This is a genomic window from Streptomyces sp. NPDC059443 (assembly GCF_042750105.1).
Taxonomy (GTDB): Bacteria; Actinomycetota; Actinomycetes; order Streptomycetales; family Streptomycetaceae; genus Streptomyces.
Window position 1 is genome coordinate 3525 of sequence record NZ_JBHYVM010000061.1, and the last position, 19010, is coordinate 22534.

Annotated in this window: 18 protein-coding genes; 8 read left to right on the forward strand and 10 right to left on the reverse strand. The window is 70.9% G+C overall.

Features of this window, described 5'->3' with window-relative positions:
- Positions 1-172 precede the first annotated feature (172 nt).
- Both ACFXDJ_RS35265 and ACFXDJ_RS35270 read left to right on the forward strand, forming a co-directional pair.
- Positions 173-979, forward strand: a complete 807-nt coding sequence (locus ACFXDJ_RS35265) for a purine-nucleoside phosphorylase (protein WP_384663264.1) — start codon at positions 173-175, stop codon at positions 977-979.
- Positions 980-1017: 38 nt separating this feature from the next.
- On the forward strand, positions 1018-2676 hold the full coding sequence (locus tag ACFXDJ_RS35270; RefSeq protein ID WP_384663265.1) for a phospho-sugar mutase: 1659 nt from the start codon (positions 1018-1020) through the stop codon (positions 2674-2676).
- Between the two features lie 163 nt (positions 2677-2839).
- On the opposite strand, the gene ACFXDJ_RS35275 is transcribed toward ACFXDJ_RS35270, so the two are convergent.
- Complete coding sequence (locus ACFXDJ_RS35275; protein WP_384657813.1) at positions 2840-3610, reverse strand: SDR family NAD(P)-dependent oxidoreductase; 771 nt, start codon at positions 3608-3610, stop codon at positions 2840-2842.
- Between the two features lie 123 nt (positions 3611-3733).
- Here ACFXDJ_RS35275 and ACFXDJ_RS35280 point away from each other — a divergent pair, with 123 nt between their 5' ends.
- Positions 3734-4642, forward strand: coding sequence for a LysR family transcriptional regulator (locus ACFXDJ_RS35280; protein WP_384657815.1), 909 nt, complete (start codon positions 3734-3736; stop codon positions 4640-4642).
- A gap of 66 nt (positions 4643-4708) precedes the next feature.
- Here the strand turns inward: ACFXDJ_RS35280 and ACFXDJ_RS35285 are convergent, their stop codons facing one another.
- Genes ACFXDJ_RS35285 through afsQ1 form a run of 3 tightly spaced genes read right to left on the reverse strand, consistent with a single transcriptional unit; the run spans position 4709 to position 7546 of the window.
- Positions 4709-5401, reverse strand: coding sequence for a hypothetical protein (locus ACFXDJ_RS35285; protein ID WP_384657817.1), 693 nt, complete (start codon positions 5399-5401; stop codon positions 4709-4711).
- Positions 5385-6971, reverse strand: coding sequence for an ATP-binding protein (locus ACFXDJ_RS35290; RefSeq protein WP_384657820.1), 1587 nt, complete (start codon positions 6969-6971; stop codon positions 5385-5387). Before ACFXDJ_RS35290 ends, ACFXDJ_RS35285 begins: the two co-directional genes overlap by 17 nt.
- Positions 6869-7546, reverse strand: coding sequence for a two-component system response regulator AfsQ1 (gene afsQ1 / locus ACFXDJ_RS35295; RefSeq protein ID WP_243333801.1), 678 nt, complete (start codon positions 7544-7546; stop codon positions 6869-6871). The genes ACFXDJ_RS35290 and afsQ1 overlap by 103 nt, the downstream gene beginning before the upstream one ends.
- A gap of 165 nt (positions 7547-7711) precedes the next feature.
- Here afsQ1 and ACFXDJ_RS35300 point away from each other — a divergent pair, with 165 nt between their 5' ends.
- Positions 7712-8431: a SigE family RNA polymerase sigma factor gene (locus tag ACFXDJ_RS35300; RefSeq protein WP_384657822.1), complete on the forward strand. Its 720-nt coding sequence runs from the start codon at positions 7712-7714 to the stop codon at positions 8429-8431.
- 148 nt (positions 8432-8579) lie between these two features.
- Here ACFXDJ_RS35300 and ACFXDJ_RS35305 read toward each other — a convergent pair whose 3' ends face one another.
- A complete protein-coding gene (locus tag ACFXDJ_RS35305) occupies positions 8580-9194 on the reverse strand; it encodes a uridine kinase (RefSeq protein WP_384851257.1) in 615 nt (204 codons plus the stop codon).
- A 73-nt stretch (positions 9195-9267) separates the two neighbouring features.
- Positions 9268-10470: an RNA-guided endonuclease InsQ/TnpB family protein gene (locus tag ACFXDJ_RS35310; protein ID WP_384657827.1), complete on the reverse strand. Its 1203-nt coding sequence runs from the start codon at positions 10468-10470 to the stop codon at positions 9268-9270.
- A gap of 209 nt (positions 10471-10679) precedes the next feature.
- Between ACFXDJ_RS35310 and ACFXDJ_RS35315 the strand changes: the two genes are divergently transcribed.
- Entirely contained in the window at positions 10680-11042 is a 363-nt protein-coding gene (locus tag ACFXDJ_RS35315; RefSeq protein WP_384657830.1) for a hypothetical protein, read from the forward strand.
- A gap of 63 nt (positions 11043-11105) precedes the next feature.
- Entirely contained in the window at positions 11106-11702 is a 597-nt protein-coding gene (locus ACFXDJ_RS35320; RefSeq protein WP_384657833.1) for a hypothetical protein, read from the forward strand.
- Between the two features lie 10 nt (positions 11703-11712).
- On the opposite strand, the gene ACFXDJ_RS35325 is transcribed toward ACFXDJ_RS35320, so the two are convergent.
- The 4 genes from ACFXDJ_RS35325 to deoC all read right to left on the reverse strand — a co-directional run bounded on the left by ACFXDJ_RS35325 (position 11713) and on the right by deoC (position 16250).
- Positions 11713-12801: a serine hydrolase domain-containing protein gene (locus ACFXDJ_RS35325; RefSeq protein ID WP_384657844.1), complete on the reverse strand. Its 1089-nt coding sequence runs from the start codon at positions 12799-12801 to the stop codon at positions 11713-11715.
- 152 nt (positions 12802-12953) lie between these two features.
- Positions 12954-13853 (reverse strand): aldehyde dehydrogenase family protein, encoded by a 900-nt coding sequence (locus ACFXDJ_RS35330; protein ID WP_384657836.1) that lies wholly within the window; start codon positions 13851-13853, stop codon positions 12954-12956.
- On the reverse strand, positions 13846-15282 hold the full coding sequence (locus tag ACFXDJ_RS35335; RefSeq protein ID WP_384851259.1) for an aldehyde dehydrogenase family protein: 1437 nt from the start codon (positions 15280-15282) through the stop codon (positions 13846-13848). Before ACFXDJ_RS35335 ends, ACFXDJ_RS35330 begins: the two co-directional genes overlap by 8 nt.
- 5 nt (positions 15283-15287) lie before the next feature.
- Positions 15288-16250 (reverse strand): deoxyribose-phosphate aldolase, encoded by a 963-nt coding sequence (deoC, locus tag ACFXDJ_RS35340; RefSeq protein ID WP_384657847.1) that lies wholly within the window; start codon positions 16248-16250, stop codon positions 15288-15290.
- Between the two features lie 253 nt (positions 16251-16503).
- Between deoC and ACFXDJ_RS35345 the strand changes: the two genes are divergently transcribed.
- Both ACFXDJ_RS35345 and ACFXDJ_RS35350 read left to right on the forward strand, forming a co-directional pair.
- Complete coding sequence (locus tag ACFXDJ_RS35345; RefSeq protein WP_384851261.1) at positions 16504-17517, forward strand: hypothetical protein; 1014 nt, start codon at positions 16504-16506, stop codon at positions 17515-17517.
- A 293-nt stretch (positions 17518-17810) separates the two neighbouring features.
- Positions 17811-18806 (forward strand): hypothetical protein, encoded by a 996-nt coding sequence (locus ACFXDJ_RS35350; protein WP_384851263.1) that lies wholly within the window; start codon positions 17811-17813, stop codon positions 18804-18806.
- Positions 18807-19010 lie beyond the last annotated feature (204 nt).

Consider the following 19010-nt stretch of genomic DNA (forward strand, 5'->3'; position numbering starts at 1 on the left):
GGGGGGTGTGTGTTTTTTCTCACCCGCGGGGGGCCCCCCCCCCCCGGCAACGGCGCCGCACGGCCCCGCGACCCCCGCCGGGACAATTGGTCGGAAACGACAAAACAACGATCCGAACACCGTGAGCTGCGCCATCTACGCGCGTAGGCCAACACCGGCTACGCTCTTCCGCGTGAACGCATCTGTTACCGACCCCTTCGCCGCCGCCGACGCCGCAGCAACCCGCCTGCGCGAGCTGACCGGCGCCGAAACCCACGATGTCGCCCTCGTGATGGGCTCCGGCTGGGCCCCCGCCGCAGAGGCGCTCGGCGCGCCCGAGGCCGAATTCCCGGTCACCGACCTGCCCGGCTTCCCGCCGCCCGCCGTCGAGGGCCACGGCGGCAAGATCCGCTCGTACAAGATCGGCGACAAGCGCGCGCTGCTCTTCCTCGGCCGGACCCACTACTACGAGGGCCGCGGCGTCGCCGCCGTCGCCCACGGCGTCCGTACCGCCGTCGCCGCCGGCTGCAAGACCGTCGTCCTGACCAACGGCTGCGGGGGCTTGCGCGAGGGCATGAAGCCCGGTCAGCCCGTGCTGATCAGCGACCACCTCAACCTGACGGCCACCTCGCCGATCGTCGGCGCGAACTTCGTGGACCTGACCGACCTGTACTCGCCGCGCCTGCGCGCGATGTGCAAGGAGATCGACGAGACCCTCGAAGAGGGCGTCTACGTACAGTTCCCCGGCCCTCACTACGAGACCCCGGCCGAGATCAACATGATCCGCGTCATGGGCGCCGACCTGGTCGGCATGTCCACCGTGCTGGAGGCCATCGCCGCCCGTGAGGCCGGCGCCGAGGTCCTCGGGATCTCCCTGGTCACCAACCTGGCGGCGGGCATCTCCGGCGAGCCGCTGAACCACGAAGAGGTGCTCCAGGCCGGCCGCGACTCGGCCGCGCGCATGGGCAAGCTGCTGACCCAGGTCCTCGCCCGGATCTGACCGAGCGACCCGACCGACGACGAGAGGTAGTGCAGGACGTGCAGGACGCGCAGGACGATCTGATCGCACGGGCCCAGGCCTGGCTGGCCGAGGACCCGGACCCGGAGACGGCGGCCGAGCTCGCCGGCCTCATCGAAGCCGGTGACACCGCCGAGCTCGCGGACCGCTTCTCCGGCATGCTCCAGTTCGGCACCGCCGGGCTCCGCGGCGAGCTCGGCGCCGGCCCGATGCGGATGAACCGCAACGTGGTCATCCGGGCCGCGGCGGGCCTCGCGGCCTACCTCAAGGCCCAGGGCCACGACGGCGGCCTGGTCGTCGTCGGCTACGACGCGCGCTACAAGTCGGCCGACTTCGCCCGCGACACCGCCGCCGTGATGACCGGCGCCGGTCTGCGGGCGGCCGTCCTGCCGCGTCCGCTGCCGACGCCCGTCCTCGCGTACGCCATAAGGCACCTGGGCGCCGTCGCCGGCGTCGAGGTGACCGCGAGCCACAACCCTCCCCGGGACAACGGCTACAAGGTCTACCTCGGCGACGGCTCGCAGATCGTCTCCCCGGCCGACGCCGAGATCGCGGCGCAGATCGACGCGATCGACGCGCTGGCCGGCGTACCGCGCCCCGAGGGCGGCTGGCAGGACCTCGGCGACGAGGTCCTGGAGGCCTACCTGGCGCGTACGGACGCCGTACTGACCCCCGGTTCCCCCCGGGGCGTGCGGACCGTCTACACGGCCATGCACGGCGTCGGCAAGGACGTGGTCATGGCCGCCTTCGCCCGCGCCGGCTTCCCGGCCCCGGTCCTCGTGGCCGAGCAGGCGGAGCCGGACCCGGCCTTCCCGACCGTCGCCTTCCCCAACCCGGAGGAGCCGGGCGCGATGGACCTGTCCTTCGCGACGGCCGCCCGGGTGAACCCGGACATCGTCATCGCGAACGACCCGGACGCCGACCGCTGCGCGGTGGCCGTCCCGGACGACTCCACCGCCACCGGCTGGCGGATGCTGCGCGGCGACGAGGTCGGCGCGCTGCTCGCCGCCCACCTGGTGAGCAAGGGCGCTCAGGGCGTCTTCGCCGAGTCGATCGTCTCCTCCTCCCTCCTCGGGCGGATCGCGGACGCGGCGGGCGTGGGCTACGAGGAGACCCTGACCGGTTTCAAGTGGATCTCCCGGGTCGAGGGCCTGCGCTACGGGTACGAGGAGGCGCTCGGCTACTGCGTGGACCCCGAGGGCGTCCGCGACAAGGACGGCATCACGGCCGCCCTGCTCGTGGCCGAACTGGCCTCGGTGCTCAAGGAGCAGGGCCGGACCCTGACCGACCTGCTGGACGACCTGGCGATGGCCCACGGGCTGCACGCCACCGACCAGCTGTCGGTCCGCGTCGAAGACCTGTCGGTCATCGCCTCGGCGATGGCGGCGCTGCGCGCCCAGCCCCCGCTCTCGCTGGCGGGCCTGCGGGTCACCTCGGCCGAGGACCTGAACCGGGGCACGGCGGCGCTCCCGCCCACGGACGGGCTGCGCTACTACCTGGAGGGCGAGTACAAGGCCCGGGTGATCGTCCGCCCGTCGGGCACGGAGCCCAAGCTGAAGTGCTACCTGGAGGTCGTGGTCCCGGTGGCGGAAGCCTCCGACCTGGCCCCGGCCCGCGCGCGCGGCCAGGAAGTCCTCGACGCGATCAAGAAGGACCTCGCGGCGGCGGCGGGCATCTGATCCTTTTCGCGCCGCTCGCACGGTGCGGCCCCGGGGGGCCGCACCGGCTTCGCGCCGCTGCGCCGGACTCCGTCCGGCGGGTGCGTGGCCGGCCGTGGTCCCCCGGCCGGCCCCGGACCCTTCGGTCCGGGGCCGGTCGCCGTTCGGGCGCCGGGTCCAGGCCTCACGCGCGGCCGGTGACGTGGCCGCCGTCCACCCGCAGGACGTGGCCCGTGACGAACTCCGCCTCCGCGAGGTAGAGGACCGCCTCCGAGATCTCCGCGACCTCGCCGACCCGGTTCAGCAGCGCGAGGCCCCCGTACGCGTCCACGTCGGAGCCCTCGTGCAGCGGCGTGCGGACGATGCCGGGCGCCACGAGGTTGACCCGGATGCCGTCGGCCGCGAGCTCGGCCGCCAGGCTGACCGTCAGCCCGTGCACGCCGGCCTTGCTCGCCACCGGCGCCGAGGCCGGGAAGCCGGCCAGGCCGTGGTCCACCAGGACGGTGCCGATGTTGACGACGGCGGCGCCGTGCCCCCGCGCGCGCACCGCCCGCACGAAGGCCTGGGTGGTGAGGTAGGTGCCCTTGAGGTTGTGGGTCAGGAAGCCGTCCAACTCCTCCTCTGTGACCTCGGTGAAGGGCTTGGACTCGAAGGTCCCGGCGTTGTTCACGAGGACGTCGATGGTCCCGAAGCGGTCGAGAGCGGTGCGGACGAGCGCCTCGCCGGTGCCCGGGTCGGCGATGTCGCCCGCGACCCAGGCGGTGCGCTCCGGCCGGCCGAGGACGGCCGCGGCCTTGGCGAGGCGGCTCTCGTCGCGGCCGTTGAGGACGACGTTGGCGCCGCGCTCCAGGAAGGCGCGGGCGATGTCCAGGCCGATGCCGCTGGAGGAGCCCGTGACGAGGGCGGTACGGGTGTCGTGGACTGCGGAGTTGTTGCCGGTCGTGGTGTCGGACATGGTTCGAGTGCCTTTCGTATCCGACCGGTTCACCGATCGGCGCTTCTCGCTGACACCAGAAACGTATGACCCGTCAACTCATCACACCACGACCGATTTTGAAGCATGTGATAATCCAAGGTTATGGATGTCGACCTGCGCGACCTGGAGCTCCTGGCGGCGACGGCCGAGAGCGGCTCGCTGACCGCTGCCGCCTCACGGCTCTATGTGAGCCAACCCGCCCTCAGCCAGCGACTGACCCGACTGGAAGACCGGTTGGGCATGCGGCTCTTCGAGCGCAAGGGCCGCCGCCTGGTGCCGAACCCGGCCGGCCGCAGGATGCTCGTCGCCGCGCGGCACGTCCTCGGCGAACTGGAGTCGGCCTCCCGCGACCTGCGGGACATCCGTGACGGCAGGGACCGCCGGGTGCGCTTCGCCGCACAGTGCAGCACCACTTTCCCGTGGCTGCCCCCCGTGCTGCGCGCGTTCCGCGAGCGGGAGCCGGACACCGAGGTTCGGATCGTCACGGTCCCCGACGACGCGCCGGTTCCGGCTCTCCTCGCCGACCTCGTCGACGTCGCCCTGGTCACCAAGCCGGACGCGCAGATGGACCGGGTGCGGCTGAGCCCGCTGTTCGAGGACGAGATGGTGGCCGTGGTGCCAGCCGGACACCACTGGGCGTCCCGCACCCATGTGACGGCCCGCGACTTCACGGGCGTGGACCTGGTCCTCTACGACGTCTACGACCAGAGCCGCATTCCCGCGGAACCGCTGCCGATCCCCCCGGGCGCCAAACCCGCCCGCATCACCACCATGCCCCTGGTGACCGACCTGGTCATCGAGATGGCGGCGGGCGGGCAGGGGGTGGCGATCCTGCCGAACTGGGTGGCCGCACCGTACGCGTCCTCGCACGGCCTCGCCCTGGTCCGCATCGGGGCCCAGCCCCTGACCCGCACCTGGTTCTGCGCCACCCGCCACGGCCCGCTCCCGCCCCACCAGGCCGCCTTCGTGGAACAACTGACGACCCATCTCACGGGCCCGCGCCTCCCCTGAAGCCGCCCGGACCGGGCCGGAGGTTCCGGGAAAGGCCCGCCGGGGCCGGGGCGTGCGAGCGGCGCGTCAGGAAGCGGACGCGGACGGCTTCGCGCCCGGCCGGACCAGGTCGCCCAGTGTCGCCGCCGCCTCCGGCCGGGCGCGGACCGCGTCGCTGCACGTCCACGCCCGCGGCGGATCCGAGTCGGGTCCGCCCAGCACCACCGGTCCCGGCCCCGCCGACACCGCTTCGCTCTCCGACAGCGTGCACACGATCTGCGACAGGGCCACCAGCGGCAGGTCCTCCGGCTTGCGGCTGAGCCGTACCGTCCCCGCCGGATCGCCCGGCCGCGGCGACGCCGCCATCAGCCCGGCCGGGACCCCGGTCGTGAAGCCGGCGTCCCGCTCCTCCGGCGAGGGCTCCCGCTGGAGCGCTTCCAGCAGGGCCTGGCTGACCAGCACCACCGCGTCCGTGGAGGGCCTCTTCTCCGGCATCGGAACCACCCGCTCGACGCCGACCAGCTGGGACCCGCAGATCAGCTCCACCGTGGCCCGGAACCCCTGCACCGCGCTCGCCCCGCCCGAAGGCTTGGCCGGGGTGTCGCAGGACACCCGCGAGGGCGCCGCGCCCACGTCCACCGGGACGGTGCTGGCCTGGATGCCGCACCCGGAGAGCACGAGCCCCGTCAGAGCCGTCCCGCACAGCAGGGCGACGGCCGTACGACGGCCGTTGCCGCCGTCGCGAACACCGCTGTGGCTACGGCTACGCCCCGTCTTCATCCGCGATCACCTTCCCCACATCCATGGGCAGGCGCAGGGTGAACAGCGCACCGCCCTCCGCCCTGTTCGCGGCGGTGATGTCGCCGCCGTGGATGTGCGCGTTCTCCATCGCGATGGACAGGCCCAGCCCGCTGCCGTCCGACTTCGGCCGGGACGCGCTCGCCTTGTAGAAACGGTCGAACACGTGCGGCAGCACGGCTTCCGGGATGCCCGGCCCGTTGTCCCGCACCGCGATGACCAGCCACTCCCCCTCCACCAGCACGGAGACCCGTACCGGCGAACCGCCGTGCTTGAGCGCGTTGCCGATCAGGTTGGCCAGGATCACGTCGAGGCGCCGGGGGTCCAGGCGCGCCACGATCCCGCGCTCCGCGTCCAGTTCGACCGCGTCCAGCCAGGCCCGCGCGTCGATGCACGCCGTCACCTGGTCGGCGACGTCCACGTCGTCCAGCACGAGGCGCGCCGTTCCCGCGTCGAAGCGGGTGACCTCCATCAGGTTCTCCACCAGGTCGTTGAGGCGCCTGGTCTCGCTCACGACCAGCGCCACCGCCGGTGCGATCATCGGATCGAGGTCGTCGACCTCCTCCTCCAGCACCTCGGCGACCGCCGTCAGCGCCGTCAGCGGCGTACGCAGCTCGTGGGACATGTCCGCGACGAACCGCCGGCTGGACTCCTCCCGCGCGCTCATGTCGGCGACCTTCTTCTCCAGCGCCTCCGCCGTCTTGTTGAAGGTGTGCGACAGATCGGCGAGTTCGTCCGTCCCCGACACCTCCAGGCGGTGGTCCAGCTCCCCCTCGCCGAGCCGCCGTGCCGCGTCGCCCAGGCGCTGTACGGGCTTGAGCACGGTCCGGGCCGCGGCCTGCGCGAGCAGCGCGGAGCCGAGCAGCGCGAGGCCCGTGGCGATGGTCAGGGACCAGGCCAGGGCGTTGAGGTCGTCGCGCTCCTGGGCGAGGGACTTGTACATGTAGCCGGTCGGCCCGCCGCCCACGATCCGGGTGCCGCCGACCAGGTACGGATTGCCGTTCGGCTTCGTCCGCTGCCAGTACATGTGGTACTCGGCGTCGTTGACCGCCGTCGTCTTCTGCCGGTCGTTGACCGCCTGCTGGAGGGCCTTGGGCACGTCGGTGATCCGGAAGGCGTCGGGACCCGCCGCGCCGGTCACCGTGGTGTGGTCCTTGCGCTCGTGGATCAGCAGCACGCTGTAGCCGGGGCTGCTGCCCGCCATCATCTCGGCGGTGCGCTGCAGCTCCTCCTGCGTCGGATCAATGGGCAGCGCGGCGGCCCGGTTCTGCATCTCCTGGCGGAAGTCCCCGAGGACGGCGTCCTGGGTCCGGTCGAGGACGGCCTGGCGGTTGAGCCAGTAGGCGATCCCGGAGGCGGAGACGGCCGTCGTCAGCGCGACCAGGGCGAACACGATGAGGAGCCTCAGCCGCAGGCTGGTCCAGCGCCGGCCCGCGAAGAGGGCTCTGATCACTGAGGGCTGTCCAGTCTGTAGCCGACGCCCCGCACCGTACGGATCAGGGTGGGAGAGGAGGGCACTTCCTCGACCTTGGCGCGCAGCCGCTGCACGCACGCGTCGACGAGCCGTGAGTCGCCCAGGTAGTCGTGTTCCCAGACCAGCCGCAGCAGTTGCTGCCGCGAGAGGGCCTGGCCGGGGCGGCGGCTGAGTTCCAGCAGCAGCCGCAGCTCGGTCGGGGTGAGCTGGAGGTCCTCGCCGTTCTTGGTGACCGTCATGGCGTTGCGGTCGATGACCAGCGAGCCGAAGACGGCGGAATCGGTGGCCTCGCGCTCGCCGCGGCGCAGCACGGCCCGGATGCGGGCGTCGAGGACCCGCCCCTGGACGGGCTTGACGACGTAGTCGTCGGCTCCCGATTCCAGGCCGACGACCACGTCGATGTCGTCGTTGCGCGCGGTCAGCAGGATGATCGGCAACTGGTCGGTACGGCGGATGCGCCGGCACACCTCGAAACCGTCGATCCCGGGCAGCATGACGTCCAGGACGATCAGGTCCGGCCGCTGCTCGCGCAGCAGTTTGAGGCCGTCTTCTCCCGTCGCCGCGGTGGCCACACGGTGGCCCTGGCGTGACAGGGAGAGTTCGAGGGCCGTGCGGATGGCGTCGTCGTCCTCGATGAGCAACAGGAAGGGCACGGGCTCATTCTGTCCCATCGCCCCTTGGGAGTTCGACCGCCCTGACCACCCGGTCCCGCGGGGAGCCTGTGACAGGCCTGTGACAGTCGAAGGACACCCCGGTTATGTCGGGCGGGCAGTCTTCTCAACAACGAACCAGACAGACTCCACGACGGGGGGCGCGAGATGAGCACGCTGCACGCCACCACCACCAGCGCGGTTGTCACGCGGCTGCACGATGTGAACCGCAGGACGGCCGTCCGTACGGCACCGGCGCCCACCCGGCGGCCGGCGCACGTGGTGGCCATCGACGCGAAGACCTACGAGCGGCCCTCCGTCCCCGAGCAGCGCACGCCGAGCTCCTCCTTCTCGTCTTCGTCCTCCAACGAGGCCGAGTTCACGGCGTACGTCCAGGAGCGGCGGGCCGCCCTGTACGCGACGGCCTTCCACCTGACGGGCGACCGCTACGAGGCCGAGGACCTGCTCCAGACCGCGCTGTTCTCCACGTACCGCGCCTGGGACCGCATCAGCGACAAGGCGGCCGTCGGCGGCTACCTGCGGCGCACGATGACGAACCTGCACATCAGCGCGTGGCGCCGGCGCAAGCTCAGCGAGTACCCGACCGAGGAGCTCCCGGAGACGGCGTCGGACACGGACGCGATGGGCGGTACGGAGCTGCGTGCGGTGCTGTGGCAGGCGCTCACCCGCATCCCGGAGCCGCAGCGCACGATGCTGGTGCTCCGGTACTACGAAGGCCGCACGGACCCGGAGATCGCGGAGATCCTGGGCATCAGCGTCGGCACGGTGAAGTCGAGCATCTGGCGCTCGCTGCGGCGGATGCGCGAGGACGAGGCGCTGAGCTTCGGCGCCGACGAGGCGGAGTCCTTCGAGAAGCTCGTCGCGTAGTCACCACACAGACCAAGGGGCCAGGGGGGCCCGTCCTACGGGGGTGGGACGGGGGTCACGGGGGCAAAAGGCGGGATCAAGCGGCCGGGGGTCCGCTGGTCCCGCCTTTTGGCGTGCCCGTGCCCGTGCCCGGTCTCGCGGGGTCCGGCTACGCGGGCGCCGCGGCGCGGTGGCGGCCGGCCGCGGCGGCGGCCAGTCGGCCGAGGGCCTCGTCACGGCCGCAGGCGTGCGCGCCCAGCGCGGTGTGACGGGCCACGATGCCCCGCTCGGCCCGCATCAGCCGCCATCCCCTGCGCAGCAGGAACAGCACCGACTTGCGGCCCTCGCGCAGATCGCGGGCCAGGCGGCGGCGGAAGGTGGTGCTCGGCCGCCCGCGCAGGCAGATGGCGTCCGCCAGCAGCCCGAGCTCCTGGCACCGTACGGCGACGTCCGCCGCGAAGATCCCCTCGGCTATGAACAGCGGCGTCCGGGAGATGTCCAGCGCCTCCGTCCCGGTCCGGGCGGAGGTCGCGATGTCGTAGACGGGAACCTCCGTACGCCCTGCCGCGCACAGCTCCGCGATCGCGGCCACGGCCGCCTCCGCGTCCCAGGACAGCGGGGAGTCCCAGTCGATGTCGGCGCTGCCGTCGACCAGCGGGAGGGTGGGGTCGTCGCCGTCCTTGTAGAAGTCGTCCAGGCGCAGCACGGGCAACCCGGACCGGGCCGCCAGCGAGGACTTGCCGGACCCCGAGGGTCCGGTCAGAAGGACGACACGCGTAGGCAAAGGAGAGGAACAGCTCACGGGACACCAGTTTGACTCCTCCCCCTCCCAAAGACAAAAGAGGGGGATTCCTGGCTCACGCGGCCTGGCGGCCCGGCGGGCTCTCAGGTCTTACGCGATCGGCACCAGCCGGGTTGAGACCAGCCCGGACCAGCATCACGCGCGCCGAGTTCTTGTCCCTGGGGGACACGGCTCCACACGCGGTGCAGGTGTAGGTACGTTCTGAGAGAGGCAGTGCGTGCTTGGTTCTCGCTCCGCACCGTGCGCACTCCATCGTGGTGTGCGCGGGATGGACAAGGTGCACGATGCGCCCGTGCTTGCGCGCCATGGCGATCAGCTCACGCTTGGTCGCACCGATCGCCGCGTCGGCGGCCTTGCGGGCCATGGTCGACTTGGCGAGGAACTTCGGGCAGAAGTCCTCCACCGCGAGAGCGTCATGATCGCGGACCACTGACTTTGCCCATTTGCGGCCGGTGTCCTGGCGCTGCCGGGCCACCTTCTTGTGGAGCTTGGCCGTCAGCCTCTTCGCGACCCGGTAGCCCCGAGAACCCGGCTTGCCCTTCGCCGGTTTCCGGCGGGCCATCATCCGCTGATAGCGGGCGAGCCCGGCGGCGGCCTTCTTGCCGTGCTCGGCGTGCGGGAGGTCATGGGCGTCGCTGGTGGTTGTGGCAGTCTCCCTGACACCCCAGTCGATGCCGATCGCCGCGCCCGTTTCCGGGAGGGGCTGGGGGCTGGCGGGGACGACGAAGGACGCGTACCAGTGCCCGAGGCTGTCGCGGTAGATCCGCACGGAGGACGGGTCCGCCGGGAGATCGCGGGACCACACCACGGTCAGGACGATGCCGCCCGCGAGATGCAGGCGGCCGTCCTTGATGCGGAATCCGCGCCGGGTGTAGTTCAGGCTCGGGTCGGCATGGGACTTCTTCTTGTACTTGGGCATCCCCGCCCGCTGCCGTACCGGCAACCGGGACTTGATGTCCTTCAAAGCCTTGGCCCGGGACTTCCCGAAGTCCCGTACCAATTGCTGCTGCGGGACACTGCTGCCCTCGCCCAGCCACGTGTTGTGGTTGCGGGCCTCGGTCAGCATCTTGTCCAACCGGGCCGGACCGCACTCCTCGTCCTCGACATGGGCCTTCTTCGACCGGGCGCAGCACTCGTTCCAGAGCCACCGGCACCGCGTCCACTCGCCCAACAGCTTGGCGAGTCCTTTCGACGACACCCGAAGCCGGTAGGCGTACCGGGCGTACCCGAACCGCTCGGCCTCGGCCAGTTCCGTCATGACGCGAACGTAGCGACGCGCTTCGTCTCCCTACGACCGCTTCCCCAAAGATCTCCTCGAACGAGTGAGGCACCCACGCCACGAGAGAGGGCAGGACATTACCCCTCGCAGGGGATCCTCTCGGATCCCAGTGGTATCCAGGATCACACCTCCACTACGCTGCGTGCGCACGCGACTACGAGACCGTACGAGCACACAGGCGGGAACCCATGGCACGTCACGCAGCCCCCAAAGCGCCCCAGACCAAGGCGCTGCGCACCGCAGGCCTGACCCTCTCGATGGCCGGCGCGGCCCTCGCGATGGCCGCCGGCGGTGCCCAGGCGGGCGAGCTCTCGGTCCCGGCGGCCCTGGCGGGGGTGGCCGATCCGATCTCGAACCTCAAGGTGAACCCGCTGGCCAACACCGGGGTGGACCCGCTGGACAACGGGGTGGCCACGCAGGTCGCGGACTTCCCGTCGGTCGGTACGAGCATGGTGACGGGCAGCCTGACCCGCGGCTCGTCGATCGGCGAGCTGCCGACCGCGGCGGCGGCCTCGCTGCTGGGTCCGCTGCTGCCGGGCGCGGTCAAGTAGCGCGCCTCGGGCGCACGGGGTGCACAAAAGGCATTGTTTCGCCCAATGGGGGATAACTTCCGCATGTTAGAAACTCACGAAAAGTCGTCTGCGGTACTCGCGGGAACTCTCCTGCGAAATACGCGCGATCCCGATCCCGCGGGCCAGATGCGTCGCGTCGAGGCGCATCTCAACCAGCACCATCCGCAGGCCGATCACGAGGCAATCTCCAGTCTCGCCATGACGACGCTGCACCTCGTCAACGTCGGAGGAAAATCGGCAGAGGTGTTCCGCTTGTTGACCGGCATGCCTGCAACTACGTTCTTAACGGGCTTGGAAGGCCCGAAGCCGGCCAGCACGCTTGTTCTACGCTTGCTCTCCCGGCTTGTGGACCGGTTGGAACGCGGCGCCGTCCTGCCCACGCAGGAGGTTCAGGTGATCAAAGAATTCATCGACGGCGCCGAACTCGCGGACGCCACCGAGGCCGTGTCACTGATGTCCGACGCGGCAGTATTCGCCGCGTACGCGGCGGTTGTCTCCCTCGACGCCACCGCAGCCTATGTCCCCACCGAGCACAGGGGACTGATCGACGAGCTCACTGCCGAGCTCCCGGAATTCCCTGCTCCACGACCGCCGCGACCACAGAAGAAGCGCAGCCCCAAGCGGAAGAAGCGGCGGTAACCGGCACCCGTCATTTGGCCCAGATGTCCAGCAGCTGGTTCGCCGCGCGGAAATTATCGGGTGAATCCGCGTTGCACACCACGGTGACCGCGGTGTTCCGGTCCGGGCTCACCTTGAAGGTGCTGTGGAACTGCTCCCAGTCGCCGCGGTGCACCAGGCTCTTGTCGGGGAGAAGGAGGATTCCGGCCCCGTACCGTCCTTCCTCGATGCCGCGTTGGAGCAGGACGTCGCCCACGTTCACCGCCCCCGCCGTGACTCCGTCGAGCAGTTCCGTTCCACCGATGCGGCCCGTGCGGTAATTGTCGGCCCAGCGGACGAATTCTCCGGGGGTGCTTTGGATCGACCCGTCTCCGTACTGTTTCCAGGGAGAGGAATTGGGGGTGAAGGAGCCGCCCTTCTCGTCGTACGACTTCGCCTTGCCGGGAACGTCCACCGCCGGGGACAACGTCATGCGCAGGTGCAGCGGGGTGAAGAATTCCTGCTGGAGGAAGGTCGGGAACGGCTTGCCGGTGACCCTCTCGACCACATGGGCCAGGAGGACGTAGTTGGAGTTGGAGTAGGAGAAACGCCGGCCCGGCGGATCTTCCGGCTTCGAGGCGAGGATGGCCGCGATCGCTTCCTTCTGGCCGGCCGGATCCGTCAGTCCGGTGCCTTTGGCCTCCAGCAGGTCCTGGTAGTCGGGAATACCGCTGGTGTGACGCATGAGGTCGCCCAGTGTGACCTTCCGGGCCCAGGCGGGCGGGTTGTCGAGGAAGTGGGACAGCGGGTCGCTCAGCGCGAGTTGGTGCCGCCCGGCCAGCAGAAGAACGGCATCCGCGGTGAACTGCTTTGAATTGGACGCCATGTCGAAGACGGTCTTCGAGGTGATGGCCCGGCCGGTCGCCAGGTCGGCCTTCCCTCTCCCCGCCTCCCAGACGACATCACCGCGTCTGCCGACCGCGGCCGCGCAGCCCGGGCCGTCGGCGGAGGGCACCAGCTCCTGGAGGACCGCCGCACTGCGTTTCTCTCGGTCGTCGCCGGCCCCGTACGCCTGCGGGCCCACGACACCGGTCAGTGCGACCACGATGATGGCGCCCCCGGCCGTGCACAACGAGGCCATCCGATTCACGCGGACCACCTTCTTCCCTACCATCGAGGGTCCGCCGGCGGCCATGCCCTGGCCAATCGATCAAGAGCCGCAGCGGCCCACCCTCCGGGGTGAGCCGCTGCGGTACGTGCCTTGGCAGGACGTGCCTGAGGACGAGGATCCGCTCAGTACGAGGATCCGCCCGCGCCCAGCGACCCGGTCGGGTGCCAGACGGTCTTGGTCTCCAGGAACGCCGTCATGCGCGTCGTGCCCGGGTCCGCGCTCCAGTCGTCCACAGGCTGTGGACGCAGAACGCGCTTGAGGTTGTCCGCCGCCGCGATCTCCAGCTCCTTGGCGAGCGCGGAGTCGGCGCCCGCGAGGTCGATCGCGTTGACGTCCTGGTGGGACGCCAGGTGCGGGCCGATCTCGGCGGCCTTGCCGGACAGGATGTTGACCACTCCGCCGGGCAGGTCGGAGGTGGCCAGCACCTCGCCGAGGGAGAGGGCGGGGAGCGGGGACTTCTCGCTCGCGATGACGACGACCGTGTTGCCGGTGGCGATCACCGGGGCGATCACCGAGACCAGACCCAGGAAGGACGAGTCCTGCGGGGCGATGACCGTGACCACACCGGTCGGCTCGGGGGTGGAGAGGTTGAAGAACGGGCCCGCGACCGGGTTGGCCCCGCCCACGATCTGGCCGATCTTGTCGGTCCAGCCCGCGTACCAGACCCAGCGGTCGACGGCCGCGTCCACGACGGCCGCAGCCTTTGACTTGGACAGCCCCTCGGCCTCGCCGACCTCGCGGACGAACTGCTCCCGGCGGCCCTCCAGCATCTCGGCGACGCGGTAGAGGATTTGGCCGCGGTTGTACGCGGTCGCGCCCGACCAGCCGCCGAAGGCCTTGCGGGCCGCGACGACCGCGTCACGGCCGTCCTTGCGGGAGGACAGCGGGGCGTTGGCCAGCCACTTGCCCTTGGAGTCGGTCACCTCGTACACCCGGCCGCTCTCGGATCGCGGGAACTTCCCGCCCACGTACAGCTTGTAGGTCTTGAAGACGCTCAGTCGCTGCTCGAACTTCTCAGACATCGAGGTAGCCCTCCAGGCCGTGACGGCCGCCTTCGCGCCCGAAGCCGGACTCCTTGTAGCCGCCGAAGGGCGAGGTCGGGTCGAACTTGTTGAACGTGTTGGCCCACACCACACCCGCGCGGAGCTTGTTCGCGACCGCGAGGATGCGCGAGCCCTTCTCCGTCCAGATGCCGGCGGACAGGCCGTACTGGCTGTTGTTGGCCTTGGCGACGGCCTCGTCGGGGGTGCGGAAGCTCAGCACCGACAGCACCGGGCCGAAGATCTCGTCGCGGGCGACGGTGTGCGCCTGGGTGACGTTCGTGAAGAGCGTCGGGGCGAACCAGTAGCCGGAGGACGGAAGCTCGCACGCCGGGGACCAGCGCTCGGCGCCCTCGGCCTCGCCGGTCTCCACGAGCGCGGTGATCCGGGCGAGCTGCGCGGCGGAGTTGATCGCGCCGATGTCGGTGTTCTTGTCGAGCGGGTCGCCCAGGCGCAGCGTGGACAGGCGGCGCTTGAGCGAGTCGAGCAGCTCGTCCTGGATCGACTCCTGGACCAGGAGGCGCGAGCCCGCGCAGCAGACCTGGCCCTGGTTGAAGAAGATGCCGGTGACGATGCCCTCGACGGCCTGGTCGATGGGGGCGTCGTCGAAGACGATGTTGGCGCCCTTGCCGCCCAGCTCCAGGGTGACCTTCTTGTCCGTGCCGGCGACCTGGCGCGCGATGGCCTTGCCGACGGCGGTGGAGCCGGTGAAGGCGACCTTGTTCACGTCCGGGTGCTCGACGAGGGCCGCGCCCGCGTCCCCGTACCCGGTGAGGATGTTGACGACGCCCTTGGGCAGGCCCGCCTGGCGGCAGATGTCCGCGAAGAACAGCGCCGACAGGGGCGTGGTCTCGGCGGGCTTGAGCACGACCGTGTTGCCGGTGGCGAGCGCCGGGGCGATCTTCCACGCGAGCATGAGGAGGGGGAAGTTCCAGGGAATGACCTGGCCGGCCACGCCGAGGGGGCGGGGGTTGGCCCCGTAGCCCGCGTGGTCGAGCTTGTCGGCCCAGCCCGCGTAGTAGAAGAAGTGCGCGGCGACGAGCGGGAGGTCCGCGTCGCGGGTCTCCCGGATCGGCTTGCCGTTGTCGAGGGTCTCCAGGACGGCCAGCTCGCGGCTGCGCTCCTGGATGATCCGCGCGATGCGGAAGAGGTACTTGGCGCGCTCGGAGCCGGGCAGCGCGGACCACTTCTCGAAGGCCTTGCGGGCGGCCTTCACGGCGCGGTCCACATCGGCGGCGCCGGCCTGCGCGACCTCGGCGAGGACCTCTTCGGAGGACGGGGAGACGGTCTTGAAGACCTTGCCGTCGGCGGCGTCGGTGAACTCGCCGTCGATGAAGAGCCCGTAGGAGGGGGCGATGTCGACCACCGAGCGGGACTCGGGAGCCGGTGCGTACTCGAATGCAGATGCCATGGTGATCAGTCCACCGTCACGTAGTCGGGACCGGAGTAACGGCCGGTGCTCAGCTTCTGGCGCTGCATCAGCAGGTCGTTGAGCAGGCTGGAGGCGCCGAAGCGGAACCAGTGGTTGCTCAGCCAGTCCTCGCCCACGGTCTCGTTGACCAGGACCAGGAACTTGAGCGCGTCCTTGGTGGTCCGGATGCCGCCGGCCGGCTTCACGCCGATCTGGATGCCGGTCTGCGCCTTGAAGTCGCGGACGGCTTCGAGCATCAGGAGCGTGTTCGCGGGGGTCGCGTTGACGCCCACCTTGCCGGTGGACGTCTTGATGAAGTCGGCCCCGGCCATCATGCCGATCCAGGAGGCGCGGCGGATGTTGTCGTACGTGGACAGTTCGCCGGTCTCGAAGATCACCTTGAGGCGGGCCGCGCTGCCGTCGGGGCGGACGCAGGCCTCCTTGACCGAGCGGATCAGCTCGTAGGTGTCGAGGTAGCGGCCGGCGAGGAAGGCGCCACGGTCGATGACCATGTCGATCTCGTCGGCGCCGGCGGCCACGGCGTCGGCCGTGTCGGCGAGCTTGACGGGCAGGGCGGCACGACCGGCCGGGAAGGCGGTGGCCACGGAGGCGACCTTGACGTCGGCGCCGTTCAGGGCGGCCTTCGCGGTGGCCACCATGTCGGGGTACACGCAGACCGCGGCCGTCGTGGGCGTGGTGCGGTCGGTCGGATCGGGATGCACGGCCTTGGCGGAGAGCGCCCGGACCTTGCCCGGGGTATCCGCGCCTTCCAGCGTCGTCAGGTCGATCATCGAGATGGCCAGGTCGATGGCGTACGCCTTGGCCGTCGTCTTGATCGAGCGGGTGCCGAGGGAGGCCGCGCGGGCCTCCAGGCCGACAGCGTCGACGCCGGGCAGCCCGTGCAGGAAGCGGCGCAGCGCACTGTCGGACGTCGTCACGTCAGCGAATGCGGTGAGGGTGGTGGGCATGGTCACCAGATGAGCATATCTACGCGCGTAGCGGCCTGTCACCCCCCGCTCGGGATCCGCTATGGATCGCTATGGAATCGACACATCCGTTTCCTGTTACCGGGCGGGGACAAGATCTCGATCTTCCCCACGCGCAACATCCGTAAATTCTTCTTCAGCAGCCCGCCAGAACCTCACCCGGACGAAGACCCCGACAGAGACAACGCGGCATGCGGCTCTCCTTCCCTCACCCACTCAGCTTCCAGGAGTCGTTATGCGTACCGCCGCCCGTACCGCCATCGCCACCGCCGTCCTCGCCGGCGCCCTCCTGTCGGCCGGGGGCACCGCCCTCGCGGCCGTCCCCCAGGGAGCGGCACACACCTCTGTCACCGCCGTCTCCGCCGGTACCCCCGTCGACGACCGCCACTCGGGCACGCCCGTCTCCATCGCCCCCGGCCTGATCGCGGTGCTGCGCTACAAGGGCGAGGGCCCCGAGGCCTGGATCCGCGCCGTCTCCCCGGACTGGAAGCCGGGCGACGACTACATGGGCTTCGTCAAGGCGGTCCTGGACGACAAGCACCGCTCCGCCACGGTCGGCGGACTGGAACTGGAGCTCGTCGAGGGCGGCGAGATCCACGTCCAGAACCTCGTCGTGACCAAGGACGGCAAGAGCACCTCGTACCCGCTGCCCATGGGCCAGGGGTCGGAGTGCGTGAGCGGGCCCGTGTCGCAGTCCATCGGGGCGGGCGCACTGGCCCGGCTCATGATGACCCCGAACGGCCCGATCGTTCAGGTGGAGTTCGAAGAGGAGGGGGACGAACACACGCGCCTGACGCGTACCAACCCCTCGCTGCCGGAGGGTGCCGCGGTCGTCGCCCGCATCCTGAACCCGAGCTCCGCCGAGCCCGTCTTCGAGTGGAACCAGGGCGGAGGCACCGGGTACGGCCACGCGACCTTCCCGGAGCTGCGCAAGGGCTGCACCCTCCACTACACCCTCCAGAAGCCGACGGAGCAGCCGCAGCCGGAGCACGCGCCGGCGCCCAAGCCCTCCGCCACGCCGAGCACCGCCCCCACCACCGCCGCCACCCCCACCGCCGCCGACCCGAAGCCGCAGACCGCCGGCCAGACCTCCGTGGTCCCCAAGGGATCCGTCGCCGCGGGTGCCGAGCTCGCCGCCGATGACAGCACCACCTCCACCACCGCCCTGGGCGCCGCCCTCGCCGCCACCCTCGCCGCCGGACTGGGCTCCGCGTTCCTGCTCCGCCGCCGCGCCCGCACCCAGCGCTGACACACCCCGCCCCACCCCGTCCTGCCCTCCGGCGGGCCACCCTCCACGGTGGCCCGCCGGACGCGTTTCCGGGCCCCTGGCCAACCCCTTGCCCAAGGCCCTGAACCAGGCCCCTGACCAGGCCCGTTTCGCTGTTACACGAACATGACAGGAATCAGATCCTCCGCACGCACAAGATCCGTAGATTTCTCTTCAGCAGCCCGCCACACCTGACCCGGTGGAAGACACACCGAACAGACTCAACGAGGCATGCGACTCTCCTCCGTCTTCCTCACCATGCTTCAGGAGTCGTTATGCGTTCCGCCCTCGCCCTCCGCACCGCCGTCGTCACCGCCGCCGTCGCGGGGACCCTGCTCGCACCGGCCGCAACCTCCGCGTTCGCGGCCGCGCCGCAGACCGCGGTGTCGGCAGTGGCCGCGACGTCGGACAACAGCCGGTACGAGGGCGAGCCGGTCTACATAGGCGAGGGCCTGGTCGCGGTGCTGCGCAACAAGGCCGAGGGCCCGGAGGCCTGGATCCGCATCGTGGGCACGGACTGGAAGCCGGGCGACAACTACATGCTCCGCGTGATGGACAAGCTGGACCGCACCCACACCAGCGGCACGGTGAGCGGGCTGGAGCTCAAGCTCACCAAGGCGGACACGGCGGCCCCCGTCCTCACGGTCACCAAGGCCGGCGTCACCAAGTCCTACCCGCTGCCGAAGGGCAAGGCCGTCCCGGCCGAGCCGGCCGACCCGTGCGTCTCCGAGGTCAAGCAGGTGCAGGTCGGTAGCTACCTGTACGCCGACCTGACGATGTCCCCCCAGGGCCCCAAGGCCTACGTCCACGTCACCGACCCGGAGTCGCAGGCCTGGACGGTGACGCTGACCCGAACCAGCCCGACGGGGACGCCCGCGTACTACCTCCACATCGCGAACGCGAGCGGTGCCGCGCCGGTCATGGAGTGGAAGACCCAGGGCGGCGACATCCCGGTCCAGAAGGCCTCCTTCCCCGCGCTCCCCAAGGGCTGCAAGGCCGCGTACGAGGTCCACGACGACGCGGCCGCGCCGAAGCCCACGACGCCCACCACCCCGGCCGCCACCCCGAAGCCGGCGGCCCCCGCGAACGTCTCCACCCAGACCAAGGCCCAGACCTCCGTGGTTCCGCAGGGCGCGGTCGCGGCCGGTGCCGAGATCCCGGTCGCGACGGTCGCGGACACCGACAACACCACCACCCTGGCTGCGGGTGCCGGTCTCCTCGCGATCTTCGCCGCGCTCGGTACGGTCCTCCTGCGCCGCCGCCGCAGCTGATCCGGTCCGGCCGCCGCGGCCACAGCTGACGCGGCCCGCTCCGACAGCCTCCCCTCCCCTTCGGCCGGGGGCCGCACGGGGCGGGGCGCGCGCGGCGCGCGGCGGGGGCGGCGGCGTGGCGCTCGTCCGGGCCTGCGCCGACCGGGCGAGGGCCCTCGACGGCTGCGCCCGGCTGGTGCTGTCCACCCAGGACGGGATGGCCTC